Source organism: Candidatus Limnocylindrales bacterium (assembly GCA_035571835.1).
GTDB lineage: Bacteria > Desulfobacterota > Binatia > UBA1149 > CAITLU01 > DATNBU01.
In genome coordinates this window covers 60,327-75,581 of record DATNBU010000037.1, presented here as the reverse complement: position 1 = coordinate 75,581, position 15,255 = coordinate 60,327, and the positions used below count along the sequence as shown (strand labels likewise).

15 protein-coding genes are annotated in these 15,255 nt (G+C 64.8%); 6 read left to right on the top strand and 9 right to left on the bottom strand.

Annotated elements, in window-relative coordinates; genetic code table 11:
- Positions 1 to 26 precede the first annotated feature (26 nt).
- Positions 27 to 251: a tautomerase family protein gene (locus tag VN634_16175; protein HXC52420.1), complete on the bottom strand. Its 225-nt coding sequence runs from the start codon at positions 249 to 251 to the stop codon at positions 27 to 29.
- Positions 252 to 400: 149 nt separating this feature from the next.
- Between VN634_16175 and VN634_16170 the strand changes: the two genes are divergently transcribed.
- The gene (locus VN634_16170; protein HXC52419.1) at positions 401 to 1,939 is read left to right on the top strand and encodes a winged helix-turn-helix domain-containing protein; all 1,539 of its coding nucleotides are present in this window, start codon (positions 401 to 403) and stop codon (positions 1,937 to 1,939) included.
- A 90-nt stretch (positions 1,940 to 2,029) separates the two neighbouring features.
- On the opposite strand, the gene VN634_16165 is transcribed toward VN634_16170, so the two are convergent.
- Both VN634_16165 and VN634_16160 read right to left on the bottom strand, forming a co-directional pair.
- Positions 2,030 to 2,371, bottom strand: coding sequence for a metalloregulator ArsR/SmtB family transcription factor (locus tag VN634_16165; GenBank protein ID HXC52418.1), 342 nt, complete (start codon positions 2,369 to 2,371; stop codon positions 2,030 to 2,032).
- Entirely contained in the window at positions 2,361 to 2,867 is a 507-nt protein-coding gene (locus tag VN634_16160) for an SRPBCC family protein (GenBank protein HXC52417.1), read from the bottom strand. The genes VN634_16165 and VN634_16160 overlap by 11 nt, the downstream gene beginning before the upstream one ends.
- A 180-nt stretch (positions 2,868 to 3,047) precedes the next feature.
- On the opposite strand from VN634_16160, the gene VN634_16155 reads away from it, so the two are divergent.
- Positions 3,048 to 3,527 (top strand): DUF4112 domain-containing protein, encoded by a 480-nt coding sequence (locus VN634_16155; protein HXC52416.1) that lies wholly within the window; start codon positions 3,048 to 3,050, stop codon positions 3,525 to 3,527.
- A 45-nt stretch (positions 3,528 to 3,572) separates the two neighbouring features.
- Here VN634_16155 and VN634_16150 read toward each other — a convergent pair whose 3' ends face one another.
- The 6 genes from VN634_16150 to VN634_16125 form a co-directional block, all read right to left on the bottom strand.
- On the bottom strand, positions 3,573 to 5,795 hold the full coding sequence (locus VN634_16150; protein ID HXC52415.1) for a hypothetical protein: 2,223 nt from the start codon (positions 5,793 to 5,795) through the stop codon (positions 3,573 to 3,575).
- 106 nt (positions 5,796 to 5,901) lie between these two features.
- Positions 5,902 to 7,011 (bottom strand): DegT/DnrJ/EryC1/StrS family aminotransferase, encoded by a 1,110-nt coding sequence (locus tag VN634_16145; protein ID HXC52414.1) that lies wholly within the window; start codon positions 7,009 to 7,011, stop codon positions 5,902 to 5,904.
- The gene (locus VN634_16140; protein HXC52413.1) at positions 7,008 to 7,607 is read right to left on the bottom strand and encodes an acyltransferase; all 600 of its coding nucleotides are present in this window, start codon (positions 7,605 to 7,607) and stop codon (positions 7,008 to 7,010) included. Before VN634_16140 ends, VN634_16145 begins: the two co-directional genes overlap by 4 nt.
- On the bottom strand, positions 7,604 to 8,662 hold the full coding sequence (locus tag VN634_16135; protein ID HXC52412.1) for a Gfo/Idh/MocA family oxidoreductase: 1,059 nt from the start codon (positions 8,660 to 8,662) through the stop codon (positions 7,604 to 7,606). The genes VN634_16140 and VN634_16135 overlap by 4 nt, the downstream gene beginning before the upstream one ends.
- A gap of 2 nt (positions 8,663 to 8,664) precedes the next feature.
- The gene (locus VN634_16130) at positions 8,665 to 9,381 is read right to left on the bottom strand and encodes a glycosyltransferase family 2 protein (protein ID HXC52411.1); all 717 of its coding nucleotides are present in this window, start codon (positions 9,379 to 9,381) and stop codon (positions 8,665 to 8,667) included.
- 1 nt (position 9,382) lies between these two features.
- A complete protein-coding gene (locus tag VN634_16125; protein HXC52410.1) occupies positions 9,383 to 10,240 on the bottom strand; it encodes a sterol desaturase family protein in 858 nt (285 codons plus the stop codon).
- Positions 10,241 to 10,251: 11 nt separating this feature from the next.
- On the opposite strand from VN634_16125, the gene VN634_16120 reads away from it, so the two are divergent.
- The 4 genes from VN634_16120 to VN634_16105 all read left to right on the top strand — a co-directional run bounded on the left by VN634_16120 (position 10,252) and on the right by VN634_16105 (position 15,235).
- Positions 10,252 to 11,319, top strand: a complete 1,068-nt coding sequence (locus VN634_16120; GenBank protein ID HXC52409.1) for an LLM class F420-dependent oxidoreductase — start codon at positions 10,252 to 10,254, stop codon at positions 11,317 to 11,319.
- Positions 11,320 to 11,351: 32 nt separating this feature from the next.
- Positions 11,352 to 11,885: a peroxiredoxin gene (locus tag VN634_16115; protein ID HXC52408.1), complete on the top strand. Its 534-nt coding sequence runs from the start codon at positions 11,352 to 11,354 to the stop codon at positions 11,883 to 11,885.
- A gap of 150 nt (positions 11,886 to 12,035) precedes the next feature.
- Positions 12,036 to 14,246 carry an ice-binding family protein gene (locus VN634_16110; protein HXC52407.1) on the top strand — a complete coding sequence of 737 codons (2,211 nt, stop codon included), beginning with the start codon at positions 12,036 to 12,038 and terminating at the stop codon, positions 14,244 to 14,246.
- Positions 14,247 to 14,461: 215 nt separating this feature from the next.
- Positions 14,462 to 15,235, top strand: coding sequence for a hypothetical protein (locus VN634_16105; protein ID HXC52406.1), 774 nt, complete (start codon positions 14,462 to 14,464; stop codon positions 15,233 to 15,235).
- The last annotated feature ends 20 nt before the right edge of the window (positions 15,236 to 15,255 follow it).

The following is a 15,255-nucleotide window of genomic DNA, read 5'->3' as shown; positions in this document are numbered from 1 at the left end:
TCTTCCTGCAGCCCGCCAATGGCGTGCTAGGCTGCTTTTCCGGCTGTCAGCGCGTGCACGTCGGCTGCCTTCAGGGATTTGCCGCCGATGGCCCAGTCGCCCTGCTCGAATTCGTTGATCCGGACCCAGGTGACCGGCCGCATGCCCTCACCTTCCACGCTGATCATCGCTTCGGTGACCTTCTCGACGAGCTCCTTTTTCTGGCCGGGCGTGAAAACGTTCTTGATTACATCGATTGTGACCAGTGGCATGCTCTGCTCCCTTGCGGTTTGGTCGCCGGACCATCCGGCGAGCACGGGAAAGAACATACGGCGGCCAGGAGCGACGCGCTGGAAGATCCGATGGAGAGAATCTGGAGAATTTCGGGAGCGCGCCGCATGACCGCCGGCGGCTGCAGCGGATGATCTATCTGTTCGACGCATTCGAGCTCGACCGCACGAAGGTCGAGCTTCGCCGCGACGGGAACACCGTCGCGGTCGAGCCGCAGGTCTTCGCGCTCCTCCTGCTCCTTGTCGAGAATCGCGACCGTCTCGTGACTCGCGACGAGATCATCGAGAAGGTCTGGGACGGCCGCATCGTGTCGGACTCTGCGCTCGACAGCCGTGTGAAGTCCGCGCGCCGCGCGCTCGGCGACGACGGCAAGGCCCAGCGCTTCATCCGCACGATTCACGGACAGGGATTCCGTTTCGTTGCCGAGGTTCGTGAGGCGGCGGCTGCCGCAATCGAAGCGGTCGAAGCGCCCGCGCCGGAGACCGCCAAGCCGTCGATCGCGGTTCTGCCGTTTCGGCTGATCGGTGACGCCGGCCCGTACGCGGCCATCGCCGACGGTCTTGCCGACGAAATGATCGCCGAGCTGTCGCGCATGCGCTGGATCTTCGTCATCGCCAGAGGATCATCGTTCCGCTTCCGTTCACCGGCTCCCGACCCCGCGGAGATCGGCATGCTTCTCGGCGTCCGCTACTGCCTGTCGGGGACGGTCGAGCTCGGCGGTGCGAAGCTCGTGGTGACGGTTCAGCTCACCGACACGCGGGACTCGGGCGTAGTGTGGGCCGACCGCTTCGTATCCGGGCTCGCCGACCTGCACGACACGCGCTCGATGATTCTTGCGCGCGTCGTCGCCGCCCTCGAGCTGCAGATTCCGCTCAACGAAGCCCGGGCCGCACGCCTTATCGCACCGGAGAATCTCGACGCATGGTCGGCTTACCACCTGGGCCTGCAGCACATGTTCCGTTTCAATCGCGCCGACAACGCCGAAGCCGGGCGGTTGTTCGAGCGCGCGGCCCGCGAGGATCCGCAATTTTCGCGCGCACATGCGGGACTCTCGTTCGTGCACTTCCAGAATGCGTTTCTGCGCTACTCGGCCGATCACGACGGCGAAGTCGCGCTTGCGCACCGCCATGCCGAGCGCAGCGTCGAGCTGGATCCGTTCGATCCGTTCGCGAACCTCACGATGGGGCGAAGCTTCTGGCTCGACGGGCAGCTCGACGCGGGATTTTCCTGGGTCGAGCGCGCGACGGCAATCAGTCCAAATTATGCGCAGGCGGTTTACGCTCGCGCGTGGACGCACGCGTTGTCGGGTCGCGGGCCGGAAGGACGCGAGGACGCCGACACGGCGATGTCGCTGAGCCCGCTCGACCCGCTGTACTACGCAATGGCTGCGACGCGTGCGCTATCGCACGTGGTTTGCGGCGACGAAGCCGAAGCGGCGGCCTGGGGCGAGCGGGCCGCTCGATCGCCAGGCGCGCATGTCCTGATCGCGGTCATCGCGGTTGCGTGCCATTCGCTTGCCGGCGACCGCACTCGCGCTGAAGCATGGGCGGCCAACGTGCACGCTCGCAGCGACGCGAATGTCGGTGAGGCGTTCTTCCGGTCGTTTCCATTCACCGACGCGGCCGTTCGCGAGCGCGTAGCAGCCGCGCTTTCGCGATTCGGGATCTGAGCGTCCTGCGACGTTGTCCTGCCGCAACGCCGCGGTCGTGCTGCAGCACCGGCATTGGGCCGCAACACGTCGCTGCGCTCGCGGATGCGCCTACCGGTCCTCGACGAACGCGCGCAGCCGTTCGAGTGTGCCGTCCCATTCCTCGGAGATCAGGGCGAGAAGCTGCTGCGCCTTCGCGAGGCGGCGCGGCTGCAGCTCGTAGACGTTTTCGCGGCCGTCGCGTGCGCTTTTGACCAGCCCCGCGCTTTCGAGGACCTGAAGGTGCTTCGTTACGGCCTGCCGCGTGACGTCGACGCCTTCGGTCAGCTTCGAGATCGACAGCGGACCTTCCTCGCACAGGCGCGCAACCACGCGCAGGCGGGTTTCGTCGCCGAGCGCGGCGAAGACCGGCGCTGCCTGCGCAACGCTTCGAGTCGGCGCGCTACGCGGCATGCAGTGCCAGGTACTTTTCGAGGAGCCTCGTCTGGTGCTCCCAGCCGCCGTCGTTCGCAGCGAACGCCTGTGCGCGCCGATCGAGCGGAATGCTGCGGAAGCCGGATTCCGTAATCGTCAGGACCGTCCCGTCCTCCGAATCCTCGAGCTCGAAGACGATCAGTGTTTTCGGCTCGTGCGAGTAGTCACGGGCCTTGTCGATCCCGAACGGATGCCAGCGAAACGAAATCCATTGCTCCGGCTCGATGGCTTCGACGGTCCAGTCGAACGGCAAACCGGTGTGCGGCTCCTGCAGCTTCGCGACTTCCGGGTCGACTTTGGTCGGAACGATCCGGCCCTTGAGGGCTTTGCCTGCGACGAACGGCCCCTCGAACTCGACCCCGAACCAGGTTCCGAATTCCTTCGCATCACTGATCGCGCGCCACACGCGGCTTCGTGGTGCACGCAGCGTGATTTTCTTCTGAATGCTGTCCGGCGTTTCGTCGTGCTTCGTCATTGGCAACCTCCAGGTTGCATATGTCTAGCGCGGCCGTCTGCCGATGCGCAACCGTTCAGTTGCCTGACATCCGCCGAAAGCAACCCGGATGAGCGCGAAAATCGGGGACAGACACCGATTTCCGGAAATCGGTGTCTGTCCCTGATTTTGACCCTGCGCGAAACGTGCGAAGAAGCGGCCATGGACCGAAGTGATCCGCTGCGCACCCGGCAGGGCGAACCCATCCCGGACTGGGCGGAGCGTCTCGTGCTGTTCCTGGACGACGGCTACGTGATTCCCGGGACGGGCTTCCGGGTGGGCTTCGACGCGATCGTCGGCCTCGTTCCGGGCATCGGAGACCTGCTGACGACGGCGAGCAGCTTGTCGCTCGTCTGGCTCGCGCAGCAACGAGGCGCGTCGAGGTCCGTGATCACGCGCATGCTCGCCAATCTCGCTATCGACGCAATGGTCGGCGCGGTGCCGGTGCTCGGCGACCTGTTCGACGTCGTGTTCAAGGCGAACCGCCGAAACCTCGAGCTTCTCCAGCGTTACGACAAGGCTCCAAAGGAGGCGCGCAAGAAGGACGCAGTCTTCGTCGTCATGGTCGTCGCCGGAATCATCCTGCTGCTCACGGTGCCGATCACGCTCGCGATCCTGATCGTGAAGTTTCTTACGGACTGACAACGAGCGCGACGGCTGCGTTTGCGAGCTCGCGCGCCGCGACGTTCATGGAATCGTCGCGCCGGGCTCTGCCGCGCATCCGACACCAGGAGCGTACCGTTTTCCGGCGGCAGCGTCGCAGAAGGATTGCATGGTCGTCTGCTGCAGCAGTCGAAGAGGCCCGGGGATTCCAAGAACCGCATTCTTCCCCGCTCCGCTCGTCGGAGGCATGCATGCCGTTGACGCCAGTACAGGATGCTGCGGGTCGACTTCGCCCGTCGCGACGATCGGATCGGGCAGACACAGTCGCCGCTGACTGAGCGTGCAATTCCCATAATAGAAAACTCCATCGCTGGGTTTGCCGCATCCCCTTTCATCAACGACGCGCGTCGGGTCGCACGGGACAATTCCCTTGCCGTTGGCGCGAACGAGATCGTCGCAGAAAAACTCGTCAGGCCCCGTCGTGCACTCTCCGGTTCCGTCCGGCAACGCGCTGCAGGCGCTGTTTTCGCAAACGTTGGGTTCCGGGAAGCCTCCGGAGCCCGAAGAGGAACACGTTCCGAACCCGAGATCCGCGCAATACTGGTCGGTGTTGCACGGGACGTCCTCCGTACGATTGCCGTTGCAGATGAGGCAGGGGCAGAGCGCGTCAACCTGTCCGCACGGCACGTGGGCCGTCAGCGTCGAGGTTCCAGTAGTCTGCGTCAGATCGATGAGGAGACCGGTGCCTGTAGCGTTCTTCCCGGCACTCGGGAAACAATCGAGGCTGTATCCGCCGCCGTTCGGCCCATCGATAAAAGCGGGGAACGTCGTATTGGCCGCCGTCACGTCGCACGGAAGCTTGATGTTCTGCCCCGCCGTGCAGACGCCGCCGCGCTGTCCGTCACCGCTGATCGGATCCAGGTGGGTGCAAGTGCCCCCTGGACAGTCGAGGTCGCGATTGCACACCGCATCGGCGTTGGTCGAACACAGACCGCCACACGTCGGACACGAGTTACCGCTGCCGGACTGTCCCAGAAACACCAGCATTCGCAGGTTCTCGGTGAGCGCGACCGATCCTTCGTCCACGTCGACGGTTCCGACGACCGGGTTTGCGAATCGCGTGAGCACGCAAAATGGAACTCCACCGGCGGAAATCGGAAGCGGCGCGCCGGTGTAGCACGCGCAATCTCCGTGTCCGGTGCACGTTCCGTGGATAAAGCAGTCCTCATTGGTCGTGCAGAACTCCGAGCTGCCCTGAGTGGAACAGTGCAACCTCTGCGGGTTGCATACACCGACCTGGCAGTCCGTGTTCGTCGAACAGGTGTGGGTCTTGTCATTCGAGCACTTCTGCGACTGGCACTTCGCAGTTGGCTCGGCGCAATCGCTGTTGGCGCCGCAGGCCGTCAGATGCTCGTTGGAGCATACCCTGGCCGCGCACGTCCCTTCCGCAGAAATCGCCGTGCATACCGAGCTCGAAGTGCAGACCGTGTCTGGTGAGTTCGTGCAGACCTTGACGTTCTTACACTGAGGATTTGTATCCAGGCAGTCGTCCGCGACGTTGCACCCCTGCGTGTTCTTCTGGCCAGCGTCCTCGCATTCCAGGCACGCCGGCACGTCGTGCTGGAACGGAACGTCGCAAATCTGCTGGTTCCCCCTCCCCGGTAGAGTCGCGAACCCGAGGCTCGTGCAGCGGCAGTTCCCCGCCGATGCATCGACGTCGGTCACGCTGCACTGGCCGCACGGTGGTCCGTCGCTGCCGCACTCGGTTCGCAGGCGAAGAGTCGACCCGTCGTTCCAGTCCGATTGCGACGTTATCCATCCGATGTCGAGCTCGCTCGACGTGTGGCATCGGCCGCTCAACCCGTCGCACTCTCCGATCGCGCAGTCGCCATTCGAAGCGCACGCGGCTCCGTAGCCGGCGTGCGTCGTCAGCGCGATCACCGTCGGACACGAATCGATGGTTGTCGTGGTTGTCGTTGTCGACGTGGTCGTGGATTGATCGCACGGCGGACAGGTGAGCGTGACCGGCTGACCGACTGCGGCCTGCAGGCACCCCAGCGCATCGGATGCGGTCACGCCGCCGCTGGCGTTGACGTCGCACAGACAAAGCGGACAGCTCAACTCGTCGCTGACGGCCGCACGCAGAATGTACAGACAGTCGGACGCCGCGGGATTCTGCCCCGCGCTTTGAGGCTTTCCACACGATTCCGATGAGGCAATCCCCGCCCCCGGTAGAAATAGTGCGACCGCCGCAATCAGCATCGCGGCCGGAAAAACACGGATCTCGGCCCGGAGTCGCTCGAACATGTTCCCTCTTTGCCGCTCGCGGGAGCAGACGCGGCATCATGCAGGTCTGGCGTGAGTTGAGGCAATCCCGAAACAGCTGCCAGGACGGGAACTCCGACGTGAGCCGCTACGCAATCGCCGACCGCAGCACCTCGCAGACGCGATCGACTGACGCTTCGGGCATTTCCGGATACAGCGGCAGGCTCACGATCTCGCCGGCAACGCGTTCGGCAACCGGAAAGTCACCGGGCGTCGGCGTCGCGCCGACCGCGGGAAGGAACGCGACCGGCGCCGGATAATGGATGCCGGCGCCGATGCCGGCCGCACCCATCGCACGCATGACGCCATCGCGAAGCCGCGCCGGAACCCGCACCACGTAGAGATGGAAGACGTGCTCTTCACCGGTAGGAATCTCCGGCAGCACGAGGCCTTCGATGCCGCGAAGCCGCTCGTCGTATGCACGCGCGAGCCGGCGGCGCGACGCATTCCACGCATCGATGCGCCGCAACTTCACGTCGAGCAGCGCCGCCTGAAGCGAATCGAGCCGGCTGTTGACGCCGAACGCCGGGTGCTCGTACTTGCGGGGTGAGCCGTAGTTGCGCAGCGCCCGAAGGCGGCTCGCGACGTCTGGATCGCTCGTCGTCACGGCGCCACCGTCGCCGGCGGCCCCGAGATTCTTTCCGGGATAGAAACTGAACGCCGCAGCCATTCCGCACGATCCGGCGCGACCAGCCGCACTATTGGCGCCGTGCGCCTGCGCAGCGTCTTCGATCAGCAGCCAATCGTTTGCGCTGCAGAACGCACGCAGCGCATCCGGATCGCACAGCCGGCCATAGAGATGAACGGGAAGCAGCGCGCGAACACGCGGCGTCCGCGCGCGCGCTGCCGCATCGAGATCGATAAGGAACGTTCTCTCGTCGCAGTCGACGTAGACCGGATTCGCGCCGGCACGCAGCACGCCGATGGCGCTCGCGACGAACGTGTTCACGGGCACGAGCACGTCGTCGCCTGCGCCGATGCCGCAGGCCCGCAGGCTAAGCTCGACGGCGTCGGTGCCGCTGCCGACTCCGACCGCATGCGCTGCCCCGACCCACGTCGCAAAAGCCGTTTCGAAACGTTCGACCGCCGGACCGAGAATGAACGCGCCCGAAGCCAGGACCTCGGCCATCGCCGGTTCGGCTTCGGCGCGAATCGACTCCCACTGCGCGCTGAGGTCGACGAGAGGAATCGCGCTCACGACGCGTCCGTGAGGCCGCCGTTGGTTGCCGGCGTCCAGCGGCGCCCGCATTCGCAGACGAAGACCGTGCCTTTGGTGGCGAGCTTGTCACCGCATGCGCAGACCCAGCCCGTAGCGCGCGCAGGCACGCCGACGGCCAGCGCATGCGGCGGAACGTCGTGCGTCACGACCGCGCCGGCCGCGATCATCGCATACGAACCGACAGTGACGCCGCAGACGATCGTCGCGTTGGCGCCGATGCTGGCGCCGCGGGCAACGCGCGTGGCGAGAAACTTCGCGGCCGACTTCTTGTGTGCGCCCGAGCGCGGCCGAAGATCGTTGGTGAAGACCGCGTTCGGTCCGATGAAAACGTCGTCTTCCAGCGTTACGCCGTCATAGAGAGCCACGCCGTTTTTTATGGTCACGTCGTTCCCGACCGTCACTCCGGATTCCACGAAGACGCCTTCACCCAGATTGCATCGCGAGCCGATGCGCGCACCCGGCATGACGTGCGCGAACGCCCAGACGCGCGTGCCCTCGCCGACGTCCGCGCTCTCGCAGAGCGCGAGCGGATGGATGATCGCACCGCCCGCCGTGTTCCCGCGTTTCCCGCTCATGAGACATGCTGCTCCGCGGAGCCGGCGCGCAGCGACCGTTCCACGGCTTCGAGCACGCGAACGACGGCGATGCTTTCGGCGGCGCCCGACAGCGGCCTCGCGCCGTCGACGATGCAATCGAGGAAGTGCTCGCATTCCGCACGCAGCGGCTCGCCGGCCGGGATGAGCGGAACCGAGATCTCGCCGTCGCGGATCGATGACCGGAAGCCGACGAAACTGTCGACGATCGGGTACGACTCTTCGCAGCCGGGTTCGGTCACGGGCGCGACGCCCTTGTCGTAGATGCGCACCGGCTCGGCAAGGTTCATGTCGTCGAAAACCAGCATGCGCTGCTCCCCGACCACGGTGATCTGCCGGAGCTTGTTCGGCGACAGCCAAGTCGCGTGCAGGTTGGCGAGAACGCCTCCGGGATATTCGAGCGTCGCAAACACCACATCCTCGATCCCCTTGTTCACGTAGATGCCTCCTTTGCCGGTGACGCGACTCGGAAGCCCGTTGAGCCAGTAGTGGAAGATCGACACGTCGTGCGCGGCAAGGTCCCACAGCGCCGACACGTCGGTACGAATCGGACCGAGGTTCGTGCGCACCGACTGGATGTACTGGACGCGGCCGAGCTCGCCGTCGTCGATCAGGCGCCGCACCGTACGCACGGCTTCGTGAAACAGGAACACGTGACCGGTCAGCAGCACGAGCCCTGCGTCCGCGGCGATGCGCCCGAGCTCTTCGGCTTCTGCAGTCGTCCGCGCGAGCGGCTTTTCGACGAGCACGTGCAGGCCGCGGGCCAGCGCAGCCACAGCAAGGCGATGATGCGTCGCGGTCGGCGTTGCGATCACGACGGCGTCGAGGTCGTCGCGCGCGAGCAGCGACTCCGCACGGTCGTGACCGTCCACGCCGGGATAGCGTGCCAGCACGGCCTCGCGCCGGCCGGCGTTGGTATCGGCAATTGCAACGACACGTGACCGTTCGTTGCTGATGAAATTGCGGATGAGATTCGGCCCCCAGTGCCCGGCGCCGAGAACGCCGATGCGGACGACGCCGTTCGAATACGACGACATCGTCACCTCCTCAGCCCGAGGCCGAGCAGGACGAGCGGCCTCAGCATCGACCACCATCCGGTTACCGGAGGCATCTTGGTGTAGCCGAGCGCTCGCGGCGGGTAGATCTTGGTGACGGGAACTTCGCGCGTATCGTAACCGAGACGAATGGCTTTCAGGTAGAGATAGGGCTCGAGCTCGTACTGGTCGAGCCACGGCTGGTCGAGGCGGATGCGCGGATCGTCGAGCAGCGCAGTGCGGAATGCGCGGAAACCGTTGGTCGACTCGCTGACGCGTTTTCGTGCGACCAGCGAGAACAGCAGCGGGTGCACCCGCGTCGCGATCCGCCGGTACAGCGGCATTCCGCCGGATCGTCCGCCGGCGAGGAAACGCGAGCCCTGAACGAAATCGGCGCCGTCGGCGATGGCGTCGACGAGACGCGGAATCTCCTCTGGGGAATCCTTGTTGTTGCCGGCGCACACGACGATCACGTCGCAGCCGCCGGAGCGGGCGTCGCGGAATCCGGCGCGCAGCGCGGCTCCCACGCCGACCGTGCGGCCCATCTCCAGCACCTCTGCACCGCCGGCCTTGGCGACTTCGCGTGACGTGTCCGTGGATCCGTCGTCGACGACCAGGATCCGATCGACGATGCTGCGCGGCACGCGCCGGACGACCTCGCCGATTTTTCTTTCCTCGTCGAAGACCGGCACGACGAGGACGACGCGCAGGCCGCGGTGCATGTCACTCGGTCGCCGCGCGGCCGAGTGCAGCCCCGTCTTTGCCGAGTTTGAGGCGCGCCGCCTGCTGCTCCACGGACGCCATCGTGCGCGCGATGTCGAACTGGTCGCGCGTGCGAAAAGCGAAGAAGAACTGCCGCACGAAGCTCTCGTGAGGAAAGTCCGGGGTCTCGATTCCGAAGTGCACCGGTTCCTCGTCGTGGAGCCTCGCGGTGCCGAACATCCAGTCGAAGATCGAAAGGTTATTGCCGAAGTTGCAGTCTCCGCGAACCGGATCCTGCACATGGTGCCACAGGTGCATCTCGGGACCGACGAAGATGGCGTGCAGCGGGCCGAGACGGATGCGGGTGTTGGAATGGTTGAGCATGCCGAAAAAGACGTCGATTCCCGACCAGACGAGCAGCGCCGGCTCGTCGGCGCCGAGCACGGTCAACGGCAGCAGGAAGATCACGCGATCGAGCAGTTTTTCGAGCGGATGGAAACGAACCGACGACAGGAAGTCCATCTCCTCGGAGCTGTGGTGGGTTTCGTGAAGCCTCCACCACCAGTGCCAGCGATGCTTGAGGCGGTGCATCACGTAGAAAAAGAAATCCAGCACGATGACCACCACGATCGCCTGCAGCCAGATCGGTCGTCCGGACAGGATCGAAACGGATCCCGGCAGCGAGCGGCTGCCGATCTCCGTCAGCAGGCTGGCGCCGAGGAAGCTGATCAGCACGCGCAACACGTACTGCACCGGCAGATAGAGCATGTCGGCGAAAAATCCGCGGCGCATGATGCGCTGCGCGGGCACGCGCGGGAACAGCCGCTCGACGACGAAGAAGAAACCGGCGATCGCGCCGAACATGACCAGGACCGTCATCGCGCGCTCTTATAAGGAAAGTCCGGGGCCCGGCCAAGCCCTCGGGTGGCGGCGGGTACGATGGCGTTCGCGGGGTTTACTTCTGCCCGCACAGGCAGAAGAAACCTCGCATGTCCGCCTCATTGTCGATCGTGCTTCCGTACTGGCTCGACCGCCCCAATCTCGAAGCCGTCGAGATCGCCAGAAACGCCGACGCCGCGGGCTTCGGCGCATTGTGGGTCGGCGAAATGATGACGTTCGATGCGTTCGCGCTCGCATGCGTGATCGCACGCGAGACCACGGCGATACGGCTCGTCGTCGGCCCGCTTGCGGTCGGCGTGCGAACGCCGGCTTCGCTCGCACTTGGAATGGCGTCGGTCCGGACGCTCGGCGCGCGCGATGCCGATCTGGCTCTCGGCGCATCGAACCAGCTGGTGGTCACGGCGTGGCACGGCCGCAACTTCGCGCATCCCGTTGCACGGATGCGCGAGACGGTGGACGCGCTGCGTCCGATGCTTGCCGGCGAGCGTTCGTCCGCGAGCGGAACGCACGAGTCTTCGACGGGATTTCGCACCGCCGGCGATCCGTCACACGCCACCATCACCGTCGCGGCGTTCGGCAAGAGGATGCTCGAGCTGGCCTCGGCGGTCGCCGACCGCGTCGTCGTCAATCTCGTCACCAGCGAGCAGGTCGCGCGCACCAAGGCGGCGATTGCGCATGCGGCACGCGCAGCCGGCCGAGATGCGCCGCCGCTTGCGGTCTGGGTGCCGGTTGCGATCGATCCCGGGCCCGCAGCGTGGCAGCAGCTTGCCCGTCAGCTCGTCGTCTACGCCGGGGCACCCGGCTACGGCGAGATGTTCGCGGAGGCGGGCTTTGCGAGCACGGTCTCGCTCGCCCGCAGCGGCGCTCATCCGCGAGAGATCCTCGCGGCGATGCCGCGCGAGCTCATGCAATCGATCGGCGCAGTCGGAAGCGCGGACGAAGTGCGCCGGCGTCTCGGCCAGTACGCCGACGCCGGTGCCGATGAGATAGGAATCGTACCCGTTACCGCCGACGATCCCGCAGGCGCGCGCCTGATGGACGAGCTGCGGCCGGATTGAAAAACGACCACAGCCCAACGGAGACTTACGCCATGAGAAATTCGATCACGCTTCGACTCGGACTTGCTGCAGTTGCACTGGCGCTGCTCGGCGCAGGCGCCGCCCATGCCGGCATGCTCTCGCCCGGCGCATCGATGCCGCATTTCGAGCTTCGCGACCAGGAAGGCCGCATGGTCAGCTCCAACGATCTTGCCGGCAAGCGCTATCTGTTGTGGTTTTATCCGAAGGCCATGACGCCGGGCTGTACGATTGAAGCGAAGAGCCTGCGCGACAACTATTCGACGCTGGAGAAAGCCGGAGTCGTCGTGCTCGGCGTTTCGTTCGACGAACCGGCGAGCAACAAACAGTTCGTCGCCGCCGAAGCGCTGCCGTTCCGACTGCTCTCGGACACGGACCGAAAACTCGCGGTAGCCGTCGGCGCGGCCGAATCGACGGATGCAAAGACCGCACGGCGGATTTCGTACCTGGTCGGCGCCGACGGAAAGATCGAGAAGGCCTACGATAACGTCGATCCGAACGTGCACGCCGGACAGGTCGTTTCGGACTGCTCGGCGAATGGGAAGTAAACGGCGTCGATTATGCAGCCCCTAAGGGCGTCGTGACGCACACTGACGTGGCACGAATCACGTCACTACGCGCGTAGAACTCCTGTCTATCGCCATCACCTTCGAAGCCTAGAATTACGGTGCCGCCATCTCCCGGCGACAGGAGGCATCGTGAAACTTCGTAGAAGCCTGACTTTTTCTGTGGCGTTGTCGATGATGGCATCTCCGGTTTCGCTGTACGCGGCCGTTCGTCCTGACCTCGGCACGGCAATCGACTTCGCGGTACTCGGAGCGACCACCGTAACCAGTACCGGACTCACCGTCGTCAATGGCGATCTCGGTGTGAGCCCTGGCACCGCGGTTACGGGGTTTTATCCTCCCGGAATCGTCAACGGGACGATCTACTCGGGATTCAGCTCGAACGCCGGTCCGGGTCAGGCCGATGCACTCGACGCATACAACTTCGTTGCCGGACAGGCGTGCAATACCGACTTGACGGGCAGCGATCTCGGCGGCCTCACGCTTACTCCCGGAGTCTATTGTTTCGACAGCTCGGCGGAACTGACGGGAACGCTGACCCTGGACTTCCAGGGCAACTCCAGCGCCGTCTTCATCTTTCAGATCGGAAGTACGCTGACCACGGCAAGCAATGCGAGCGTGGTGACGATCAACGGATTTCCGTCCTGCAACAACGTCATCTGGCAAGTCGGCAGCTCCGCCACTCTCGGAACGGGAACGGCGTTCTTCGGAGACATCCTGGCCTCCGAATCCATCACGATGACGACTGACGCATCCAACGACGGCAGCCTGTATGCCCTCAACGGCGCAGTTACGCTGGACACCAACGTCATTTCCGCGTGCGGGCCGTCGTGCGGCAGCAATGCGGAGTGTCTCGACGACGGCAACGTCTGTACCACCCAGATTTGCGCTCCCGCCGACCCGGTCGCAGACGTCGACGGATGTACTTTTCCGAACAATACCCTGACTTGCGATGATGCCCTGTTCTGCACTGTCGGCGACGTGTGCGCGGGCGGCACCTGCTCCGGCACGGCGCGCGACTGCGCGGACGCGAATTCATGCACCAACGACTCGTGCAGCGAAGCCACGGATGTCTGCCTGCACACGAACAACTCGATTGCGTGCGATGACCTGCAGTTCTGCACCACGGGGGATGCCTGCAGCGGGGGCACCTGCGGCGGTGTGCCTCGCGACTGTACCGATTCGAACGTCTGTACGAACGACTCCTGCGACGAGGCGGGCGGGATCTGCACTCACAACGACAATACCGGTCTCTGCGACGACGGGTTGTTCTGTACGGACGGAGACTCGTGCAGCGCCGGCAACTGCATCCCCGGTGCCGCGCGCGATTGCGGCGACGCAAACGCGTGCACCATCGATTCGTGCAACGAGAACACCGATACCTGCACGCACGCGAACAACCCGATTGCCTGCGATGACGGCCAGTTCTGCACGGTCGGCGACGTCTGTACCGGCGGCGCCTGCGCCGGCGTGCCGCGCGATTGCGGCGACTCGAACCTGTGCACGAATGATGCGTGCATCGAAGCGACCGACACCTGCGCGCACGTGAACAACGCCGTCCCGTGCGATGACGGAGAGTTCTGCACGGTGGGCGATGCCTGCGACAGCGGCACGTGCCTGGCCGGGCCGGCCCGCGACTGCACCGATGCCAATGCGTGCACCATCGATTCGTGCGTCGAAGCGACCGACCTCTGCATGCACGTGAGCGCGACCTGCGGCAATGGAATCGTCGAGCTCGCCTGCGGCGAGCAGTGCGATGTGCCCGGTGGAGAGCTCTGCAACAACGGAACCGATGACGATGGAGATGGGGAGATCGATTGCGCGGATAGCGACTGCGTGGATGCCATTCCACCAAGCTGCAGCGATGAGTGCCAGCTCCTCGTCCCGTGCATTCCGCTGCTGCGGGATCCGGCCATGGTGTATCTGTCGGAAGTCGACCCTCGTGCCGTTCGAAGCGGAGACTTCAGTTTCCACGGCCGAATGGTGCCGACGACAGACGTGAACCCCGCCCTCGAGACCTTCACGATCATGCTCAGCAACGCCGCCGGCACAATTTTCCGCGCGGACCTGCCGGCGGGAGAGCTGAGGGCGACACGCAAAAGCAGGTTTCTCTTCAAGGCGCCGGACCTGCAGGGAGACGGCATCCAGAGCGTCCGCGTCAAGCGGCGCAGGGACGGCGGCGTTTACGGATACGGCGTCCGGGTCAAAGTCTCCGCCGATCTCTCGAGCGCGACCGTCCCGCGGATGACGACCCAGATCTATCTCGGCAATGACGTCGCGTTCGTCACGGCGAACTGGAAGCTCGGCAACGGACGCTGGACGCTTTCGCAAAGCCAGTACTGAAGCAGCCGGGGGGCGCTTCGAGCAGTTCGATCTTCTACAGACCGCTGCAGTTTCCGCTGCAGCGGTCTGTTGGTTTTTGCCGTGCGGCCTGCATCCGCGCGCAACTACGCGCGTAGAATTCCGCCCTGACGTTTTTGCGTTGTTGCCGCATAATCGATGGTGATCGCGCCGCAGGAAGGAAGTCCCCTGCGGCCCGTGATCCATCGAGGAAACGCATGACATCCGGCGGCCACATTTTCTTTTTCCTGTTTGCGACCATCGCGTTGTCAGGCACACCCTCCGCATTCGCAGACCCGCCCGAACCCATCCGGCTCGCATACGTCGAAGGCGACATTGCCGGCATGAGCTCGATCGTGAGCGAGGACGGCAAATCGATCATCGGGTTCGTCGAATATCGCCAGCACCGCCGCGGCAGCGTGCTCGAGGTCTCGCGCGTCGCACGCTTCGAGGATGGTTCGAGTGACGAGGACCGCGTCGAAGCGGACGTCGGCAAAACCCTTCGATCGATCCGCGGACGCATGATCATCCGCAACGCAAAAGGAACCCCGACCGTCGACGTCAGCATCGATGTCGCGGCTGGACGCATCAAAGGCTTTTCCGGCCTGGGCAAGAAACGCGAAACGTACGACGAAGCCGCCGAGCTTACGCCCGCCACCTACTGGGGCCCGCTGCTCGCCATCGTGCTCAAGAATTTCGACGAGAACTCGCACGGCGATCACCTGGTCTTTCAGACCGTCGTCGTCACGCCGAAGCCGCGGGTGCTGAACATGGAATTCGTTCGCAAGCAGCCCGTCTCGCTCGAACGACACGGAAGCAGGATCGATGCGAGGCTTTACGCGCTGAGCCCGACGATCAACTTCGTCGTGGATCCGATCGTTCGCATGATCGCCCCCACCACGAGCTTTTACGTGTCGCCCGGAGCGCCTCCGGCTCTCGCGTCCTTCCGGGGTCCGCGCAACTACGATCGGCAGATGATCCGTATCGAATAGCCGCCGGGGGGTGGCCGGTG

Bases quoted from the DNA above. Each gene is read 5' to 3' on its own strand.
- VN634_16105 (HXC52406.1), top strand. From the start codon at position 14,462: ATGACATCCGGCGGCCACATTTTCTTTTTCCTGTTTGCGACCATCGCG.
- VN634_16160 (HXC52417.1), bottom strand. From the start codon at position 2,867: ATGACGAAGCACGACGAAACGCCGGACAGCATTCAGAAGAAAATCACG.
- VN634_16135 (HXC52412.1), bottom strand. From the start codon at position 8,662: ATGTCGTCGTATTCGAACGGCGTCGTCCGCATCGGCGTTCTCGGCGCC.
- VN634_16130 (HXC52411.1), bottom strand. From the start codon at position 9,381: ATGCACCGCGGCCTGCGCGTCGTCCTCGTCGTGCCGGTCTTCGACGAG.
- VN634_16125 (HXC52410.1), bottom strand. From the start codon at position 10,240: ATGACGGTCCTGGTCATGTTCGGCGCGATCGCCGGTTTCTTCTTCGTC.
- VN634_16175 (HXC52420.1), bottom strand. From the start codon at position 251: ATGCCACTGGTCACAATCGATGTAATCAAGAACGTTTTCACGCCCGGC.
- VN634_16150 (HXC52415.1), bottom strand. From the start codon at position 5,795: ATGTTCGAGCGACTCCGGGCCGAGATCCGTGTTTTTCCGGCCGCGATG.
- VN634_16155 (HXC52416.1), top strand. From the start codon at position 3,048: ATGGACCGAAGTGATCCGCTGCGCACCCGGCAGGGCGAACCCATCCCG.
- VN634_16140 (HXC52413.1), bottom strand. From the start codon at position 7,607: ATGAGCGGGAAACGCGGGAACACGGCGGGCGGTGCGATCATCCATCCG.
- VN634_16115 (HXC52408.1), top strand. From the start codon at position 11,352: ATGAGAAATTCGATCACGCTTCGACTCGGACTTGCTGCAGTTGCACTG.
- VN634_16165 (HXC52418.1), bottom strand. From the start codon at position 2,371: ATGCCGCGTAGCGCGCCGACTCGAAGCGTTGCGCAGGCAGCGCCGGTC.
- VN634_16170 (HXC52419.1), top strand. From the start codon at position 401: ATGATCTATCTGTTCGACGCATTCGAGCTCGACCGCACGAAGGTCGAG.